Source organism: Actinoallomurus liliacearum (assembly GCF_039542035.1).
GTDB classification, from domain to species: domain Bacteria; phylum Actinomycetota; class Actinomycetes; order Streptosporangiales; family Streptosporangiaceae; genus Actinoallomurus; species Actinoallomurus liliacearum.
On sequence record NZ_BAABHJ010000001.1, the window covers coordinates 44,149 to 59,748 of the forward strand.

Annotated in this window: 13 protein-coding genes; 6 read left to right on the plus strand and 7 right to left on the minus strand. The window is 69.6% G+C overall.

The window, feature by feature from the left end; all coding sequences use genetic code 11:
* Positions 1 to 46: 46 nt before the first annotated feature.
* Positions 47 to 874 (plus strand): AraC family transcriptional regulator, encoded by an 828-nt coding sequence (locus ABD978_RS00210; protein WP_345346192.1) that lies wholly within the window; start codon positions 47 to 49, stop codon positions 872 to 874.
* Between the two features lie 11 nt (positions 875 to 885).
* Positions 886 to 2,307, plus strand: a complete 1,422-nt coding sequence (locus ABD978_RS00215) for a pyridoxal phosphate-dependent decarboxylase family protein (protein ID WP_345346195.1) — start codon at positions 886 to 888, stop codon at positions 2,305 to 2,307.
* A 148-nt stretch (positions 2,308 to 2,455) separates the two neighbouring features.
* Here the strand turns inward: ABD978_RS00215 and ABD978_RS00220 are convergent, their stop codons facing one another.
* From ABD978_RS00220 to ABD978_RS00240, 5 genes are all read right to left on the minus strand, one after another.
* Entirely contained in the window at positions 2,456 to 3,304 is an 849-nt protein-coding gene (locus tag ABD978_RS00220; protein WP_345346198.1) for a PaaX family transcriptional regulator, read from the minus strand.
* A gap of 247 nt (positions 3,305 to 3,551) precedes the next feature.
* Complete coding sequence (locus ABD978_RS00225) at positions 3,552 to 5,933, minus strand: bifunctional salicylyl-CoA 5-hydroxylase/oxidoreductase (protein ID WP_345346201.1); 2,382 nt, start codon at positions 5,931 to 5,933, stop codon at positions 3,552 to 3,554.
* A gap of 11 nt (positions 5,934 to 5,944) precedes the next feature.
* Positions 5,945 to 7,603, minus strand: a complete 1,659-nt coding sequence (locus ABD978_RS00230; RefSeq protein WP_345346204.1) for an AMP-binding protein — start codon at positions 7,601 to 7,603, stop codon at positions 5,945 to 5,947.
* Between the two features lie 41 nt (positions 7,604 to 7,644).
* Entirely contained in the window at positions 7,645 to 8,550 is a 906-nt protein-coding gene (locus tag ABD978_RS00235; RefSeq protein WP_345346207.1) for an acyl-CoA thioesterase, read from the minus strand.
* The gene (locus tag ABD978_RS00240; RefSeq protein WP_345346210.1) at positions 8,547 to 9,029 is read right to left on the minus strand and encodes a cupin domain-containing protein; all 483 of its coding nucleotides are present in this window, start codon (positions 9,027 to 9,029) and stop codon (positions 8,547 to 8,549) included. The genes ABD978_RS00235 and ABD978_RS00240 overlap by 4 nt, the downstream gene beginning before the upstream one ends.
* Before the next feature lie 195 nt (positions 9,030 to 9,224).
* Here ABD978_RS00240 and ABD978_RS00245 point away from each other — a divergent pair, with 195 nt between their 5' ends.
* The 3 genes from ABD978_RS00245 (at position 9,225) to ABD978_RS00255 (ending at position 13,265) form a co-directional block, all read left to right on the plus strand.
* Positions 9,225 to 9,677 (plus strand): RidA family protein, encoded by a 453-nt coding sequence (locus ABD978_RS00245; protein WP_345346213.1) that lies wholly within the window; start codon positions 9,225 to 9,227, stop codon positions 9,675 to 9,677.
* A 1,073-nt stretch (positions 9,678 to 10,750) separates the two neighbouring features.
* Positions 10,751 to 11,926 carry a Vgb family protein gene (locus ABD978_RS00250; RefSeq protein ID WP_345346216.1) on the plus strand — a complete coding sequence of 392 codons (1,176 nt, stop codon included), beginning with the start codon at positions 10,751 to 10,753 and terminating at the stop codon, positions 11,924 to 11,926.
* Positions 11,927 to 11,987: 61 nt separating this feature from the next.
* A complete protein-coding gene (locus ABD978_RS00255) occupies positions 11,988 to 13,265 on the plus strand; it encodes a cytochrome P450 (RefSeq protein ID WP_345346219.1) in 1,278 nt (425 codons plus the stop codon).
* Between the two features lie 74 nt (positions 13,266 to 13,339).
* Here ABD978_RS00255 and ABD978_RS00260 read toward each other — a convergent pair whose 3' ends face one another.
* Complete coding sequence (locus ABD978_RS00260; RefSeq protein WP_345346222.1) at positions 13,340 to 13,693, minus strand: hypothetical protein; 354 nt, start codon at positions 13,691 to 13,693, stop codon at positions 13,340 to 13,342.
* Between the two features lie 196 nt (positions 13,694 to 13,889).
* Here ABD978_RS00260 and ABD978_RS43685 point away from each other — a divergent pair, with 196 nt between their 5' ends.
* Positions 13,890 to 14,138, plus strand: a complete 249-nt coding sequence (locus ABD978_RS43685; protein WP_425550651.1) for a helix-turn-helix domain-containing protein — start codon at positions 13,890 to 13,892, stop codon at positions 14,136 to 14,138.
* Here ABD978_RS43685 and ABD978_RS00265 read toward each other — a convergent pair.
* Positions 14,074 to 15,600 carry a hypothetical protein gene (locus ABD978_RS00265; RefSeq protein WP_345346225.1) on the minus strand — a complete coding sequence of 509 codons (1,527 nt, stop codon included), beginning with the start codon at positions 15,598 to 15,600 and terminating at the stop codon, positions 14,074 to 14,076. The genes ABD978_RS43685 and ABD978_RS00265 overlap by 65 nt on opposite strands.

A 15,600-nucleotide genomic window follows, 5' to 3' on the forward strand; every position in this document is an offset into this window, starting at 1 on the left:
ACCGGAGGGCATCGGAGGTGCGGGGCTGACGAACGACCCGGCTGCGGTGCAGCTCTCACGGTTCTGGCGGCTTCGCGGACTGGACGGCCTCGGGTTGATGCGCGCTCGCTACGTGTCGCACGCGTTCGCCCGGCACGGTCACGAGACCTTCGCGGTCGGTGTGATCCAGTCCGGAGCGGAAGAGATTCGGTTCGCGGACGGTGTCGAGCGGATCGGTCCGGGCGGGCTTGTGCTCATCGGTCCCGAGGTGGTGCATACCGGTGTCGCGCTGACCGACAACGGCTGGGCCTACCGGGTGCTGTATCCGTCGGCGGGTCTCATGTCGGAGCTGGCCGGGACGCGGGGCACGCCGCGTTTCATCGAACGGGTCGTCGACGATGACCGGGCTGCGCGCCTGGTGCTGAGAGCGCACGCTGCTACGGAGACCGAGGACCGGCTGACTGCGGAGACCCTGATGCGCCGGGCGCTGGCCGGGCTGTTGCGGTCGTACGGCGGGGTGCCCTCGGCCGTTCCGGTCCGGTCATCTGGCGGCGCTTTCTCCGAACGGGCGCGCGAGGTGCTGCACGAACGCATGACGGAGCCGCCGGGCCTGGAGGAGCTCGCCGCGGAGGTGGGGGTCGGGTGGTCCACGCTCGTGCGGGCGTTCCGCGACGCGTATGGGCTGCCGCCGCACGCGTACCTGACCCAGCTGCGCGTCCGCGCTGCGTGTCGGCTGCTCGAGAGGGGCATACCTCCGGCCGAGGTCGCGCCGATGGTCGGCTTCTACGACCAGGCGCACCTGTCCCGGCACTTTCGCCGGCTCGTCGGCGTGCCGCCCGGCGGCTACCAACAGGGTGGCAGGATCGTACAAGCGCCATCGCCGGGTTCTGCCTAATCTGCCGAGCCATGGCGGAAATACACGTACGGGCCTTGGCGCTGGAGCCGGATCAGACGTCGATCGAGGTGATGGGACGGGCGGTCCTCGAGAGGATCGCCGACTTCATCGATGGCCTTTCCCAGGCACCGGCCGGCCGGAACGACGACACCGAGCAGATCGTGGCACGGATGCTGCGGCCACCACCGGAGGAGGCCGGGGATCTCACTGCGCTACTCGACACCTTCCAGGACGCCGCCGAACGCAGCCTGGACACGGCGGGCCCCGGTTATCTCGCCTACTTCCCCGCCGGTGGCCTGGTCGGTTCCGCACTCGCCGAGCTGCTCGCGCAGACGTACAACCGCTTCACCGCCGTGGCCGAGCTCGCGCCCGCCCTGGTCGCGATGGAGCATGGGATCCTGCGGTGGCTGTGCGGGCAGTTCGGCCTGCCGTCGAGCGCGGCCGGTCTGGTGACCACCGGTGGTTCGATGGCAACGCTGGCGGGGCTCGTCGCCGCACGGCACGACCGTCTCGGTGAGGACATCGCGGGTGGCACGCTGTACGTCACCGAGCACACGCACCACTGCGTCGCGAAGGCGGCACGGATCGCGGGATTGCCGGCCTCGTCCGTCCGGACGGTGCCGGCCCGGGGCCTTCGCATGGATCCGGACGCTGCCGCCCGGCTCATCGCCGTTGATCGCGCCAACGGACTGCGGCCCTTTCTCTTGGTAGGCACGGCCGGCACCACGAGCACCGGGACGATCGACCCGCTGGCCGAGCTCGGAGAGCTCGCCCGCCGGGAGAACATCTGGTTTCACGTCGACGCCGCCTATGGCGGCGGGTTCCGGCTCACCGCGCGCGGCCGTGATCGGCTTCGTGGAATCGAACGCGCCGACTCCGTGGTGTTCGACCCGCACAAGAGCCTCTTCCTGCCGTACGGGACCGGCGTGCTCTTGGTGCGTGACACCGGGCCACTGCGTGCCGCCCACTCTGGTCGCGGCGATTACCTGCAGGACCTGACCGGCGTCGCCGGGCTGCCCGACTACGGCCATCTCGGCCCCGAGCTGACCCGCGAGTTCCGCGGACTGCGGCTCTGGCTACCGCTGCACCTTCACGGTGCCGCTGCCTTCCGCGACGCGCTGGACGAGAAACTCGACCTGGCCGCGCTGGCATACCGGGAACTCACTGCGGATCCGCTGCTCGAGGTGCCATGGGAACCCGACCTGACCGTTGTGGTCTTCCGCTTGCGAGCGGACGACGACGCCAACCGCCGGCTACTCGACCGGATCAACCGCACAGGACGCTTCTTCCTGTCCAGCACCCGCGTTGACGAGCGCTTCTACCTGCGGCTGAACGCCACGAGCCACCGGACCCACGAATCACACCTGCGCGACGCGCTCGACCACATCCGCCGTTGCGCCGGCGACGAGGCCACGACGCGCCCTCGAACCTGATCACGGGTTAATGATCTATCGCGCGCCGCCGCGGACCTGCTCCGAGGCTGCGGGTGACGGGCAGGTCTCGCGACCGAGCGCCCGCCCGGCCGAAGGCGGTTCCCTGAGAGCGGCCTCCGCCGGTCTCGGCGAGGGAAGCCGCTGCTCGTCACCCGGTGATCGTGGCCATGACGTGGGCGCGGGCGGGCTCCTCCAGCCGCGCCTTCAGCGCGAAGAAGAGGTCGGCGGCCCGGATCCCGATCCAGCCGTCGGGCAGGAGTTCCTCGGGCAGGCCCGGGTCGAGGTACGGCAGTCGCCGCCAATCGGTGAGCACCCGAACATAGTCGGCGAACGCCTCCCCCGCCTGGGGCGTGCGGCGCCGTCGCAGCACCGGCGCGTGCGCCTGGAGGAACGCCCCATAGAGCCGCTCGAGCTCGTCGAGATCCCACCATCGGCGGACCTTCGCGGCCAGATCCCCGAACGCCAGATGCTCGCCGCGGAACAGATCCGCGTATGAGTCCAGGTCGAGTCGCCGCAGCATCTCGGCGGTCGCGTCATGCAGGTGCGCCGGTGCGATCCACACGCCCGGCGCGGCGGTGCCGAAGCCGAGCCTGGTCAGCTCGGAACGCAGGACATGCCGCTTGTGGCGTTCGGACTCGGGCACCGAGAAGACGGCGAGCATCCACCCGTCGGTGAGCGTCGCACGCCGGCGCTGGAAGATACGGTCGTCCCCTTCGCGCAGGATGGCCAGCGCCTCGTCGGACAGCTCGTAGCCGGCCGCGCCGTCGTGCCGGCGCGCTCGCAGGATCCCGCGCCGCTTGAGCCGCGAGATCGACGAGCGGACGGCGGGCTCGTCGACTCCGAGGTCGGCGAGCAGCGCGATCAGCGAGGCGACCGACAGCCAGCCGCCGTCCGACCGGGAGTACAGGCCGTAGACGGTGACGATCAGGTGCCTCGGCTGCGCACTGCGCGTCGGCGCGTCGGCGCCGGTCTCACTCGGGTCTGACACGGCCGTCACCAGGCCACGATACCAACGATCACGCTGGTCCTCGCCGACGCCTGTGCCACCTACGACCACCCGGACCTTGCGTGGGGAGCCATGACCGCCGAGGAGGTCCATCGCGCCTCGCTGGTCGTGCTCGCCCAGTCGACCGCCGACGCCGTCACCAGTGAGGAGTTCACGCACCGCGCCAAGGCGGGGATGTCCTAGAGCCGGGGCCACGCGGGCCGTGGGCGGCTCGGACGAGGTCCGGGCCGCCCACCGATCAGGAGACGGGTGCCGGGTCCCGGTGCGGGGTCCAGCGCAGGTGGACGTTCTGGTCGGTGGTGTCGGCGCGCAGGAGAGACAGACGGGGGCGCACCGCGTCGGTGCGCGCCGTCGGCGGCTTGCGGCGACCTGCCGCGAACTGCACGGGCCATTCCGCGGCCGCACCTCGGTACTCCTGCTCGGCCGCCGCGTGCAGCGTCCAGTGCGGGTCGTAGAGATGCGTACGACCGACGGCGCACAGGTCGGCGCGCCCGGCCAGCAGGATCGAGTTCACGTCGTCGTAGGAGGCGATGGCGCCGACGGCGATGACGGCCGTGCCGGTGGCGGCCGCGATCTCCTGCCGGACCCGGTCGGCGAACGGGGTCTGGTACGAACGGCCGAACGCGGGACGCTCGTCCTTGGTGACCTGTCCTGACGAGACGTCGATGGCGTCGGCCCCGTGGGCGATGAAGGCCCGGGCGATCTCGACGGCGTCCTTCTCGGTGTTGCCGTTCGGAGCCCAGTCCGTCGCGGAGATCCGCACGCTCATCGGCCGCTCGGCGGGCCAGGCGGCGCGTACCGCCTCGAACACCTCCAAGGGGAAGCGGAGGCGGTTCTCAAGCGAGCCGCCGTACTCATCGGTGCGGCGATTGGAGATGGGCGACAGGAAGGAGGACAGCAGGTAGCCGTGCGCGCAGTGCAGCTCGAGCAGGTCGAATCCGGCTTCGGCACCTCGACGGGCGGCCGCGACGAAGTCCGCGACGATCTCGTCCATGTCGGCGCGGGTGACCTCGCGCGGAACGGGCGAGCCCGGACCGTACGGCAGCGGTGACGGGCCGACGACCTCCCAGTTCCCCTGCTCCAGCGGGTCGTCCATGCCCTCCCACATCAGCCTGGTCGACCCCTTCCTGCCGGAATGGCCGAGCTGAAGACCGATGCGGGCGGTGGTCCGGTCGTGCACGAAGGACACGATCCGGGCCCAGGAGTCACGCTGCTCGTCGGTCCACAGCCCCGCGCAGCCGGGGGTGATCCGGCCGTCCGGCGAGACGCAGACCATCTCGGTCATCACCAGTCCCGCCCCGCCCATGGCCTTGGAGCCGAGGTGGACGAGATGGAAGTCGCCGGGCACGCCGTCGACGGCGGAGTACACGTCCATCGGAGAGACGACGACCCGGTTCTTCAGCTCGAGCCGCCCCAGCCGGAAGGGCTGGAACATCGCCGGCGCGACTCCGTCCAGGCCCTGCGAGGCGGCGAAGGCGGCGTCGACGCGGTCGGCGAACTCCCGGTCGCGGGTGCGCAGGTTGTCGTAGGTGATGCGGCGCGACCGGGTCAGCAGGTTGAAGCAGAACTGGGTCGGCTCCTGGTGAACGTACATGCCGAGGTTCTCGAACCACTCCAGGGATGCCTGCGCCGCCCGCTGGGTGGATTCGACGACGGGTCGTCGCTCACTCTCGTAGGCCGTCAGCGCGGCCTCGGCATCCGGGTTCTCGTGCAGGCAGGCCGCGAGGGCGAGCGCGTCCTCCATGGCGAGCTTGGTGCCCGACCCGATCGAGAAGTGCGCGGTGTGCGCCGCGTCGCCGATGAGGACGAGGTTGCCGTGATGCCACCGCTCGTTGCGCACGGTGGTGAAGTTCAGCCACTTGGAGTTGTTGGCGAAGACCTGGTGACCGCCGAGCTCATCGGCGAACAGCTCTCGGAGCCGCTCGATGGCCTGCTCGTCGGAGACGCCCGGCGGGAACTCGACTCCCTCGGTGACGTCGAAACCGGCACGGCGCCAGACGTCCTCGTGCATCTCGACGATGAAGGTGGAACCGCCGTCGGAGTAGGGGTAGCCGTGGACCTGCATGGTCCCCCACTCGGTCTGCTTGATGAAGAACTGGAAGGCTTCGAAGACACGATCCGTGCCGAGCCACATGTACTTGTTGGGCCGCCGGTCCAGCGTGGGGCGGAAAACGTCCGCGTACGCCTGCCTGACCTGCGAATTGAGTCCGTCGGCCCCGACCACCAGATCGTAGGACGCGATGAGGTCGCCGACGGCGGGGGCGAGCGTGGAGAAGTGCGTGACGACGCCGAGGCCGCGGCAGCGCTCCTGCAGCAGGCGCAACAGTTCCTTGCGGCTCATGGCGGCGAAGCCCTGCCCGCCGACGGTATGGCTTTCGCCCCGGAAGTGGATGTCGATGTCGGTCCACCGGGCGAACCGCCTCACCATGGCGTCGGCGAACTCGGTGTCGGCGCTCTCGATGCCACCGAGCGTCTCATCCGAGAACACCACACCGAAGCCGAACGTGTCGTCCGGGGCGTTCCGCTCCCAGACGGTGATGTCATGGCCGGGGTCGAGCTGCTTCATCAAGGCGGCGAGGTACAGGCCGCCGGGGCCACCGCCGACAATCGCGATCTTCACCGAAGTTCCTCTCACTGCTCGGCGACAGGCATGGCGGCCTGCTCGTCGTCGATGACCCTGCGAAGAGCGAAACGCTGGAGTTTGCCGCTGCTGTTGCGCGGCAGCGAGTCGCAGAACCGCACGTCGCGCGGGTACTTGTAGGGGGCCAGGACCCGCTTGACGTGATCCTGGATCTCCTTCGCCTTGGCCGCGTCGCCGACCACGCCGTCCCGAAGCACGACGAAGGCGCACACGACGGAGCCGCGCTGGGCGTCGGGACGGCCGACGACACCGGACTCCAGCACGTCGGGATGGGTGTCGATGGCGGCCTCGACCTCGGGCCCGCCGATGTTGTACCCGGACGAGACGATCATGTTGTCACTGCGGGCCTGGTAGAAGAAGTAGCCGTCCTCATCCCGGTAGAAGACGTCGCCGGTGACGTTCCAGCCGTCGACGACGTAGTCCGTCTGGCGGGCGGCGTCCAGATAGCGGCAACCGACCGGGCCGATGACGGCGAGCCGTCCGGACTCACCGGGCCCGAGCTCTTCGCCGTCCGGGCCGAGGATCGTGGCGCGGTAGCCGGGCACCGGCCTCCCGGTGGCGCCGGGCCGAATGTCGTCACCGGCGGCCGCGATGAAGATGTGCAGCATCTCGGTGGCGCCGATGCCATCGATGATCCGCAGCCCGAGCCTGTCGCGTAGCCCCTCCCACGTGGTCCGCGGAAGGTGTTCGCCGGCCGACACACCGGTCCGCAACCCGGCCAGCTTCTCCTCCCGGCCTTCACGCAGGATCGCCTTGAAGGCCGTCGGAGCGGTCGCGAGTACCGTGACGCCGTGTCGCTGGACGATGTCGGCGAGCTGCGGCGGGGTGACGGACTCGGTCAGCAGCGCGCAGGCGCCGGCCAGCAGCGGGAAGACCACGAGCATGCCGAGACCGAACGTGAACGCGAGGGGCGCGGAGCAGGCGACCGTGTCGTCCGGGGTCAGCCCGAGCACGGGGCGGCCGAAGGTGCGGTCGATGGACAGCAGATCACGGTGGAAGTGCATGGTGATCTTCGGGACGCCGGTGCTGCCGGACGTCGGCCCCAGGAGCGCGACGTCGTCCGCGGCGGTCGCCACGTCACTGAACCGCCCGGACTTGACCAGGGCACGTTCGATGAGATCGTCCGCGCCGGCGCCTCCGTACTCCACGACCGTCATGGACGGCATCGTCGCGTCCTTGACGACGTGGACGTCCTCGGCGAACCGGTGGTCCACCAGCGCGATGGACGGCCGGGTCCGTTCGACGATCGGGGCGACCTCGCGGGCGCGCAGCGCGGCCATGGTGGTCACGACGACGCCTCCGGCCTTGAGCACGCCGAGCCAGGCCGCGACTGTCCATGGATTGTTCGGGGCGCGCAGCAGCACGCGCTGTCCGGGAACCAGGCCCAGGTCCTCGGTGAGCACCTGGGCGACCTGGTTCGCCCGTGTCCGCAACAGGCCGTAGGACCAGATCTCCCCGTCCGGCGTACGAAGCGCCGGCCGGTCGGCTCCGAACGTCGCGACCGCCTTGTCGAGGATCTCTGTGGCGGCGTTGAGCCGGTCCGGATACCGCAGCTCCGGCAAGGTGAACTCGAGTGTCGGCCACAGATGTGTCGGCGGCAGGTGATCGCGGGTGAAGGTGTCCAGGTGGGCTGATGGCGAAAGGAACAATGGGGATGCCTTCCGGGAGCCGCCGGCGAGGGGACGACGGGTCAAACGACGCGGATCATGCCCTCCTGGGCAACGGTGGCGAGGTGCCGGCGATCGCGGGTGAAGAAGCGGCCGGTGCCGAGGCCGCGGCCCGTGTCGGCGGCGACCGCTTCCTGGACGTAGAGGAGCCAGCCGTCGACCGGTCCGGGCCGGTGGAACCACATGGCGTGATCGAGACTGGCGGTGATCAGCCCGGGCCTGGCCCAGGGCAGGTCGAGCACACGCAGCACGGGCTCGAGGATGGTGTAGTCGCAGACATAGGCGAGCGCGGCCATGTCCCGCTGCGGGTCGCTCAGTCCCTCGACCGGCCGGAGCGGGTCGAACGGCTTGATCCACACCGCCTGGTGCGGCGCCCGTCGCCCCTCGATGGTCAGGTAGACCGGCCCGGGCACATGCCGCATGTCGAAGCTGCGGCCGCCGGACCAGTAGGCCTTCGACTCATCGGTCATCGTGCCGCCGGTCCGGTGCGCGAGGTACGCCGCGGAACTGGGCAGTTCCTCCGGATCGGGGACGGCCTCGGGCGGCTCGGCGTGGAACGTCCCGCCGGGCTCACCGGCGGCGAAGTTGGCCAGGCAGACGTAGATCGGCTTGCCGTGCTGGTAACCGCGTACCTGCCGGGTGCTGTAGCCACGTCCGTCCCGGAGCAGCTCCACCTCGTAGCGCACCTGCGCCCCGATGTCGGCCGGGCGCAGGAAATAGCCGTGCATCGAGTGCAGCGTCTTGCCGTCGGTCACCGACCGCATGGCCGCGGCCGCGGCCTGGGCGACCAGATCACCGCCGTAGGCCTTCGGCCAGGGGCAGGGCTGGGTGATGGCGGTGAAGGCGACGTCGAAGTGCTCGGTCTCCGCGGGCGTCAGCGTGACGGCGGCGGTGAAGACCGCCGAGGTCTCCAGGGCCTGAGTCGTCATCGGTTCAGCCAGTCCCGCAGGTCGGTGTCGGCGACGTCGGGCAGGTTGACGACGATGTTCTCCGGCGTACGGGTGGTCATCCACACCAGGGGCCTGGTGCGCGAGAGATTGCACTCGACGTGCGGCATGAACGGCGGCACGAAGACCCAGTCGCCCTCCTCCATGTCGACGTAGTCCTCGAACTTGTCGCCGAAGTAGATGCGCGCCCGCCCCGACAGGACGTAGCCGCCGGTCTCGGCCTCGCCGTGGTGGTGAGAGACCGACCGGTAGCCCGGCTCGTTGCTGACCTTGCCGAACCACAGCCTCGTGGCCGGGGTGTGCTGGATGCTGACCCCCGAGATCCGCACCGCTCCCCCGGAGTCGGCCGTACCGGCGTCCTCTAGGCCGCCGCGCGTCACCACGGGTTGGACGAGACCGCTGGGCAGCCGATACATCGAGTTGTCACCCTCGAGGCGGTACTTGCTGAAGTCGGGCTCCATCGGAATGGCTCCGTTTCGATCGCGTGGGGGGAGGCGCCGGCCGGTCGAGGTGCGAGACCGCAGCCAGGGACGGCTGTCGGCGGATCGCTGTGTCGGAGCATGCTCGTGACATGTCGTATTTTTCACGACCGTCATTTATTGTCAATACCGCTCCGAGGAAGAACCGGAGCTCGACCCATCCCAACGGGAGGCCGTATGACGCCCGTCGCCGTGAACCCGAGTGCCCTTCCAGCGCCAAGCGGGTACTCGCATGGAACCCTCACCGGAAACACGCTCTACCTGGGCGGACAGACCGCCCTGAACGCCGACATGGAGATCGTTCCTGGCGGCATCGTCGAGCAGTTCCGCCAGGCGTTCGGCAATGTGCTGACCACGCTCCGCGCGGTGGGAGGCGAACCCGAGGACCTGGTGAGCATCACCCTCTACCTCACCGATATCCCCGGCTACCAGGCTCACGGCAAGGAGATCGGCCGGGTCTGGCGCGAGCTCGCCGGTCCCGTCTACCCGGCCATGGCCGGGATCGGCTGCACCGCCCTGTGGCAGCCGGAGGCCATGATCGAGATCCTGGGCGTGGCCGTGATCCCGGAACACCGGCTCGTACCGCCGGCGCCGCTGCCCGAACCTGGTCCTGAGGGGCCACGGAAATGAGACTCGCCTCTGTCACCGTCGACGGCACACGGCGAGCCGGCGCCTTGAACGAGGCCGAAGGCATGGTGGCACTGCTGCCCTCCGCCATCGGTACGGTCGACGACATCGTGCGCGGCGGCCCGGCGGCCCGGCGGCACTCGACGCGGTACGGGCCGCGCTCGCCGACGCCCGCCCCATGCCGCTCCGCGAGGTACGCCTGGAGTCGCCGCTGCACCGCTTCAACCGCGACATCCTGTGCACCGGGTGGAACTAGAGCAGCGAGATCCGCAGAACACCGCCCGCCGTAAGCAATTCCGCGATAAGGCATGACCATGCCGGAGGAACGAGCCGTGCTGGTGACGGCACGAGGCGCCTCCCCGCTCGGCCGGGCGGAGGCCGCGCATGAGCCGGCTCAAGCCCCCCCGCAGTAGACTGAAAGACGTCCTTCGACCTTGCCTGGTTGGGACACATTCGCCGTTCTCGGGCTGGTTACCCGAACACATGGGCGGCGACCGGAAGCTCTCGCCGGCCGAGCGCCGGCGGGGGCTTCGGCTTTGCCGATCGGGTCACCGATGTTCGGCATGCCGGCCGGCGCCGCACTCGAACATCTGCCGTCGTACGTGCCGGTGGCTGTGCGGCGCGCTCACAGCGCCGTCGCGGTGACCACCCGCCTGGCCGGCGCCGGCACATCCCACGTTCGCGAGGAAGCACACGGCGACGTGCCCTTCCCTCTGGTTGGCGTTCGCTGGGATGACCTGAGTTCCCCGAGGCGGCCCTTCCTCCACAGACGCTAATCAACGAGGTGACGGCCGATAGTAATGCTTCGGCGATGTCCCAGATCGTCCTACCCGTGGGTCGGGGCGCCGGGCTGTCAGCTCAGCTGGGCGAGTCGACCGTCGGTCATGATCGGAAACTTCCATCACGGGCACAAAAACCGCAAGAGCGACAATACACATATTGCTGGCAAATACGACTCAATATGGTGCTGAACTCGTATGTGGACGCATCTCTCCTCTAGGCTCTGGTCCGCTCGCCTGGCAGTTGGCGGTATTTCCTCCCAGGCGGACCGGCTGTTCGATCGGAAGGATGTAGTGATGCCACCGGCTGCCACTCGTTCACCTCGTGGTCGGCGCGAGCGTGCGCCGCGCGCCACCCATCGCCTGATCGGCCGGCTGTGCGCCGCCGTCATCACCAGTGCCGCGGCGGTCGTTCCCGCCACCGCCGCCCGGGCGGCGGTGCCTCATGTCGTCGAGTACGGTCCGTTGCCGACCGGGCCGCTCTCGGGGGCGTGTGAGGTCGAATTCGACGGCAACGGCCGGCTCTGGGTCGAGCAGTACCTGGCCGGGCAGTTCACCCGCTTCGATCCGGCCACCGGGCACTTCGAGGAGTTCCGCACGCCCATGCCGTTGTCCGTCCCGGGCGGCGAGGAGATCGGTCAGGACAACGCCATCTGGTCCACCGAGGTGACGGGCAACAGCCTGCTACGGATCGACCCCGACACCGGCGCCATGCAGGAGATACCGCTTCCCTGGGCCGGTGCCTTGAACACGTCCGGGCTGGAGCTTCCCCTGCACACCGGGCTCGGCTTGGCGAACGACATCACCAAGGGCGCCGATGGCGCGATGTGGTTCACGCTCGGCGGGCTGAACTCGGTCGGCCGCATCGACATGGCGACCCACCAGATGACCAAGTACCCCTTGCCCACGGCCACCGGAGCACAACAGGCGTTGTTCGGGATCATCAAGCCAGGGCCCGGGCGCACCATGGTGACCGACCTGCCGCTGGAGAACAAGGTCTTCTCGATCAACGTGGACACCAAGGCGGTCACCGAATACACGATGCCCACACCGGGATCGTTCCCGCTCGGTGTCACGACCGGTCCCGACGGCGCGATCTGGGTGACCGAGGAACTGGCCATGAAGCTGGCTCGTATCGACCCGGAAACCGGGCGGATCCAGGAGTTCCCGTTGTTCGGGCTCGGCGGCCTGCTCAGCAGCCTGTTCGACGGTGGCGGTATCGGCAACCCCCTCCCCATCCCCGGGCCGATCGTCACCGGCAGCGACGGGAGGCTGTACTTCTCACTGAACTTCGCCGGCAGCGTCGGCCTGGGCAACAAGATGGGCAGCTTCGATCCCGTGACGCATCAGGCCGAGTCCTATGCGACCCCCTCCTCGTTGTCCAGTCCCTGCGACATCAACAACGAGCAGCCCGGCTCCATCTGGTTCGCCGAGCTGACCGCCAACAAGGTGGGACGGCTGGTCTTCGACTGAAACCCGTCGAAGACGCAGCACCTGCCGGTCAGCGGCACCGAACGGACCTTCGTGGAGAGACATGATGACCGATGCCCAGTCGCCGGCCGACCGCGCGCGCCCCGTCGGCACCCCGCCGACGGAACACCTCGCGCACGCGGACGCCGTTCGGTTGTACGGCCCGCAGTATCAAGAGAACCCGACCGAGCTGTACCGGGAGATGAGGAGGACGCATGGTCCGGTCGTGCCGGTCCTGCTCGAAGGCGACGTGCCCGCATGGCTGGTGATCGGGTATCGCGAGCTCTACCACGTGCTGTCCAACCCGAAGCTGTTCGTGCGTGACTCCCGCCGCTGGAACGCCTGGGACCGCATCCCGCCCGACTGGCCCTTGATGGCGTTCATCGCCTACCAGCCATCGGTGCTGTTCACCGATGGGCCCGAGCACCAGCGGCATTCCGCTGCGATCAGCGCCGCCCTCGCCGCGGTCGACCAGTTCGAGCTGAGGTCGCAGTGCGAGCGGATCGCCGACGAACTGATCGACTCCTTCGCCGCCCGTGGCGAGGCGGACCTGATGGCGAGGTACGCCCACCCGATGCCGGTCCTCGTCTCGGCCGAGATGTTCGGCCTGCCGAAGACCGAGGCACCCGACCTCGCGCGCGACGTGATGGCGGCGATGAACGGCGGTGACGGAGCCATCGAGGCCTACCAGCGGTTCGCCGCGGCGATGTTGCGGCTGCTGGCGGCCAAGCGAGAGCGGCCCGGTCCGGACATCCCCTCACGCCTGCTGGACCACCCTGCGGGGCTCACCGACGAAGAACTCACCCACGACCTCATCATCACCATGACCGCCGGCCAGGACGCCATGGCCAACTGGATCGGCAACACCCTGCGGCTCATGCTCACCGACGACCGGTTCGCAGTGACCCTGTCCGGTGGTCGCCGCAGCGCCGGTCAGGCACTGAACGAGGTGCTCTGGGAGGACACCCCTGGGCAGAACAGCCTGGGCAGATGGGCGACCCAGGACACGCACCTGGGCGGCCGGCTCATCAAGGCCGGTGACGGCATCGTCCTCGGCCTGGCAGGCGCGAACGCCGACCCGCAGGTGCGGCCGGACTCCTCCGCCGGTGCGCTCGGAAACCACGCCCACATGGCCTTCGCCCATGGTGAACACGGATGCCCGCACCCGGCACCAGAGATCGCCGAGATCATCGCCCAAACGGCCGTCGAAGTGCTCCTGGACCGGCTCCCCGACGTCAGGCTCACGGTCTCCCCCGACGAACTTCGCTGGCGGCCGTCCATGCAGATGCGCGGCCTGACCGCCCTACCCGTCACGTTCACCCCGGCACACGTCACCGGATGACCGACCCGCAGATCGCCGGCCCCTGCCGCCGTATCTTCCTGCGGCGGGAACCAGCGGGCGTTGCCCTCAGCTCCTCAGGCGCGTGCCGCACCGGCGGCGGTGATCCAGTTCCTGAACTCGACAGCGAAGTGCCGAAGGTGGTGCTCCAGGACGTCGTCCGGGCATGCGGTGGGCACGTAGACCGTCAAGCTGGCGGTGAAGCCGTCGGCGGTGTCACCGAACTGAACCAGCGCCCGCCCGATGACCGTGCCGTCGGCCAGGAAGAGGTTGGAGGACATCTTGTGCGGAAACTCGGACTCCGGGAGGAGTTCGTCGGCGTCCGCGACCCACGCCGGCGTCTCCGTGCCCCAGCCGCCCATGGAGAAGGAGCTGACGTGGGAGCCGATGTTCTCCACCACCCGGAAGGATCCGTCGGCCTCGGCGCCCATCACCTAGTGCTCGGGTTCCGCCGCGAGAAGCACGTTCTCGTCGGCGAAGGCCTTGTCCATCCAGGCCAGGAACGCGCCTGAGGTGAGGCCCTGGGTGGCGAGCACCGTCGTTCCCCCCTTGAAGCTGCCGCGCGGCGACACTGGCTCGCGTGCTGCAGGCGGCTGAGGAGATCGCCACCCGGCCGGCCTGGAGGAGATGACGATCACAGGCGTCGCGGAACGCGCCGGCGTCTCGGTCGGTACGATCTACCGCCGCTTCGAGGACAAGGACCAGCTGGTTGCGGCGCTGACCGAACCAATGCTGGAACCCTGCTTCCACAACTCCGTACGTCCCGACTCCGCTACAGGTGAGGCAGCCCGACACCGGTACGCAGAGGAACTCAGCGACATGGCGATCGCCTACCTCCTGACCCCCGGCCGCCGAGCCGCAGCGTCGCGCGGCTGAACGTCGTGAGGATCCGCTGGTGGGTCTGGCGGGGAAGAGACCGGTTTCCGGGCTCGCCCAGAGGCGTACCCGGCCGGGCCGGAGCCTCGCCCAGCAGGTCGTCCAGACCGGCCCGGGCCACCATCAGCAGCCCATGGGTGGCCCGCGTGCAGGTGACGGCGAGCCGGCCGAACGCCGAGTTGAACTCGTCCAGCCGGTCGGCTCCGGACAGCGGGTGGACGGCGACGGTGATGGCGTTGGTCTGCCCCTGCCAGGAGTCCACCGTCGACGCGAGCAGCACGCCCTCCGGCAGACCGTACTTGTCGGTGAGGCGTTCGACCATCGCGGTCGCGTCGTCCACCGCCTGGTTGCGCGTGGCGAGGACGACGATCAGAGGATCCCCGGACGGCGCGCCGGAGGTGATCCGCTCCTCGTTCAGGGGCCTGCCGACGCCGTCGTACCGTCGGCGAGTGATCGCGAACCCGCCCTCCAGGAGGGGCATGAGCACCTCCTCGACCACCCCGAGCAGGTCCGGGTCGATGTCCGGCGCCTCGGGATCCGGGAGGCCCTCGACCTCGAGCAGGGTCGGCGTCCCGGTGGCGACGGACTCCCAGACCGCGGCGGCGGGTCCGGTCATGGCCGGCGGTTCGACGGTCCGGTCGCCCGGGGCCGCCACGCAGTCCAGCCGGTCCCAGTCACCGTAGAAGGCGCGCCAGAGGGGAAGCTGCGCGGCCGTCGGGCGCCATACCGCGGGGAGGTCCACGGCGAAGGTCTTCTCGTCGTTCTCGTACGCGGTCGGCCAGGCGCGGTAGGGGTTGTAGCCCGGGTCGCCGCGCCAGGGGTTCTGGCCGGGGTCGATCGGCGGCAGCTGGCCGACGTCGCCGACCCCGACGGACAGCGGAGCGAGTCCTTGCACGGTCGCGTAGCGGTGGAGGGGGAGCTGCCAGGCCTCGTCGACGAACAGCACGTCGAACGGCAGCGTGGCGTTGACGCCGGGACCGAGGCGGTCGAGCAACCGCTGTGGCTCGCCCCACGCGCCCATCTTGTGGGAGGTTCCGAGGACCACGTCGCACGTGTCGGGGACGCCGCCGGCGGAGGTCGCGACGGAGACCTGGTCGAGCACGTCCTGCGGCACCTCGGGCAGCCGGTCCTTGGCCACGAACAGGCAGACCCGGGCGGCGCCCAGCTCTCTGCCCAGTTCGCCGGCGAGCGGGAACACCTGCTTGTTCGCGAACGCGGTGACGCCCACCCTGGCGCAGTTCTCATGGGCGAGGGCTTCGCGGACCATGCGGACGAGCGCGTAGGACTTCCCGGCGCCGGCGGCGGCGCGCAGCAGGATCCTGTCGTAGTCGGCGGTGCCCTCGAGGGCCGACAGCAGCGCGGAGATGGCTCGCTGCGCGGCCTCGATGTTGCCCTCGGCCGCGGACTCGTGGTGGCGCGCGTCTTCCGGTGGTACGGCGGGGGCCGAGAAGGTGATCGTCAT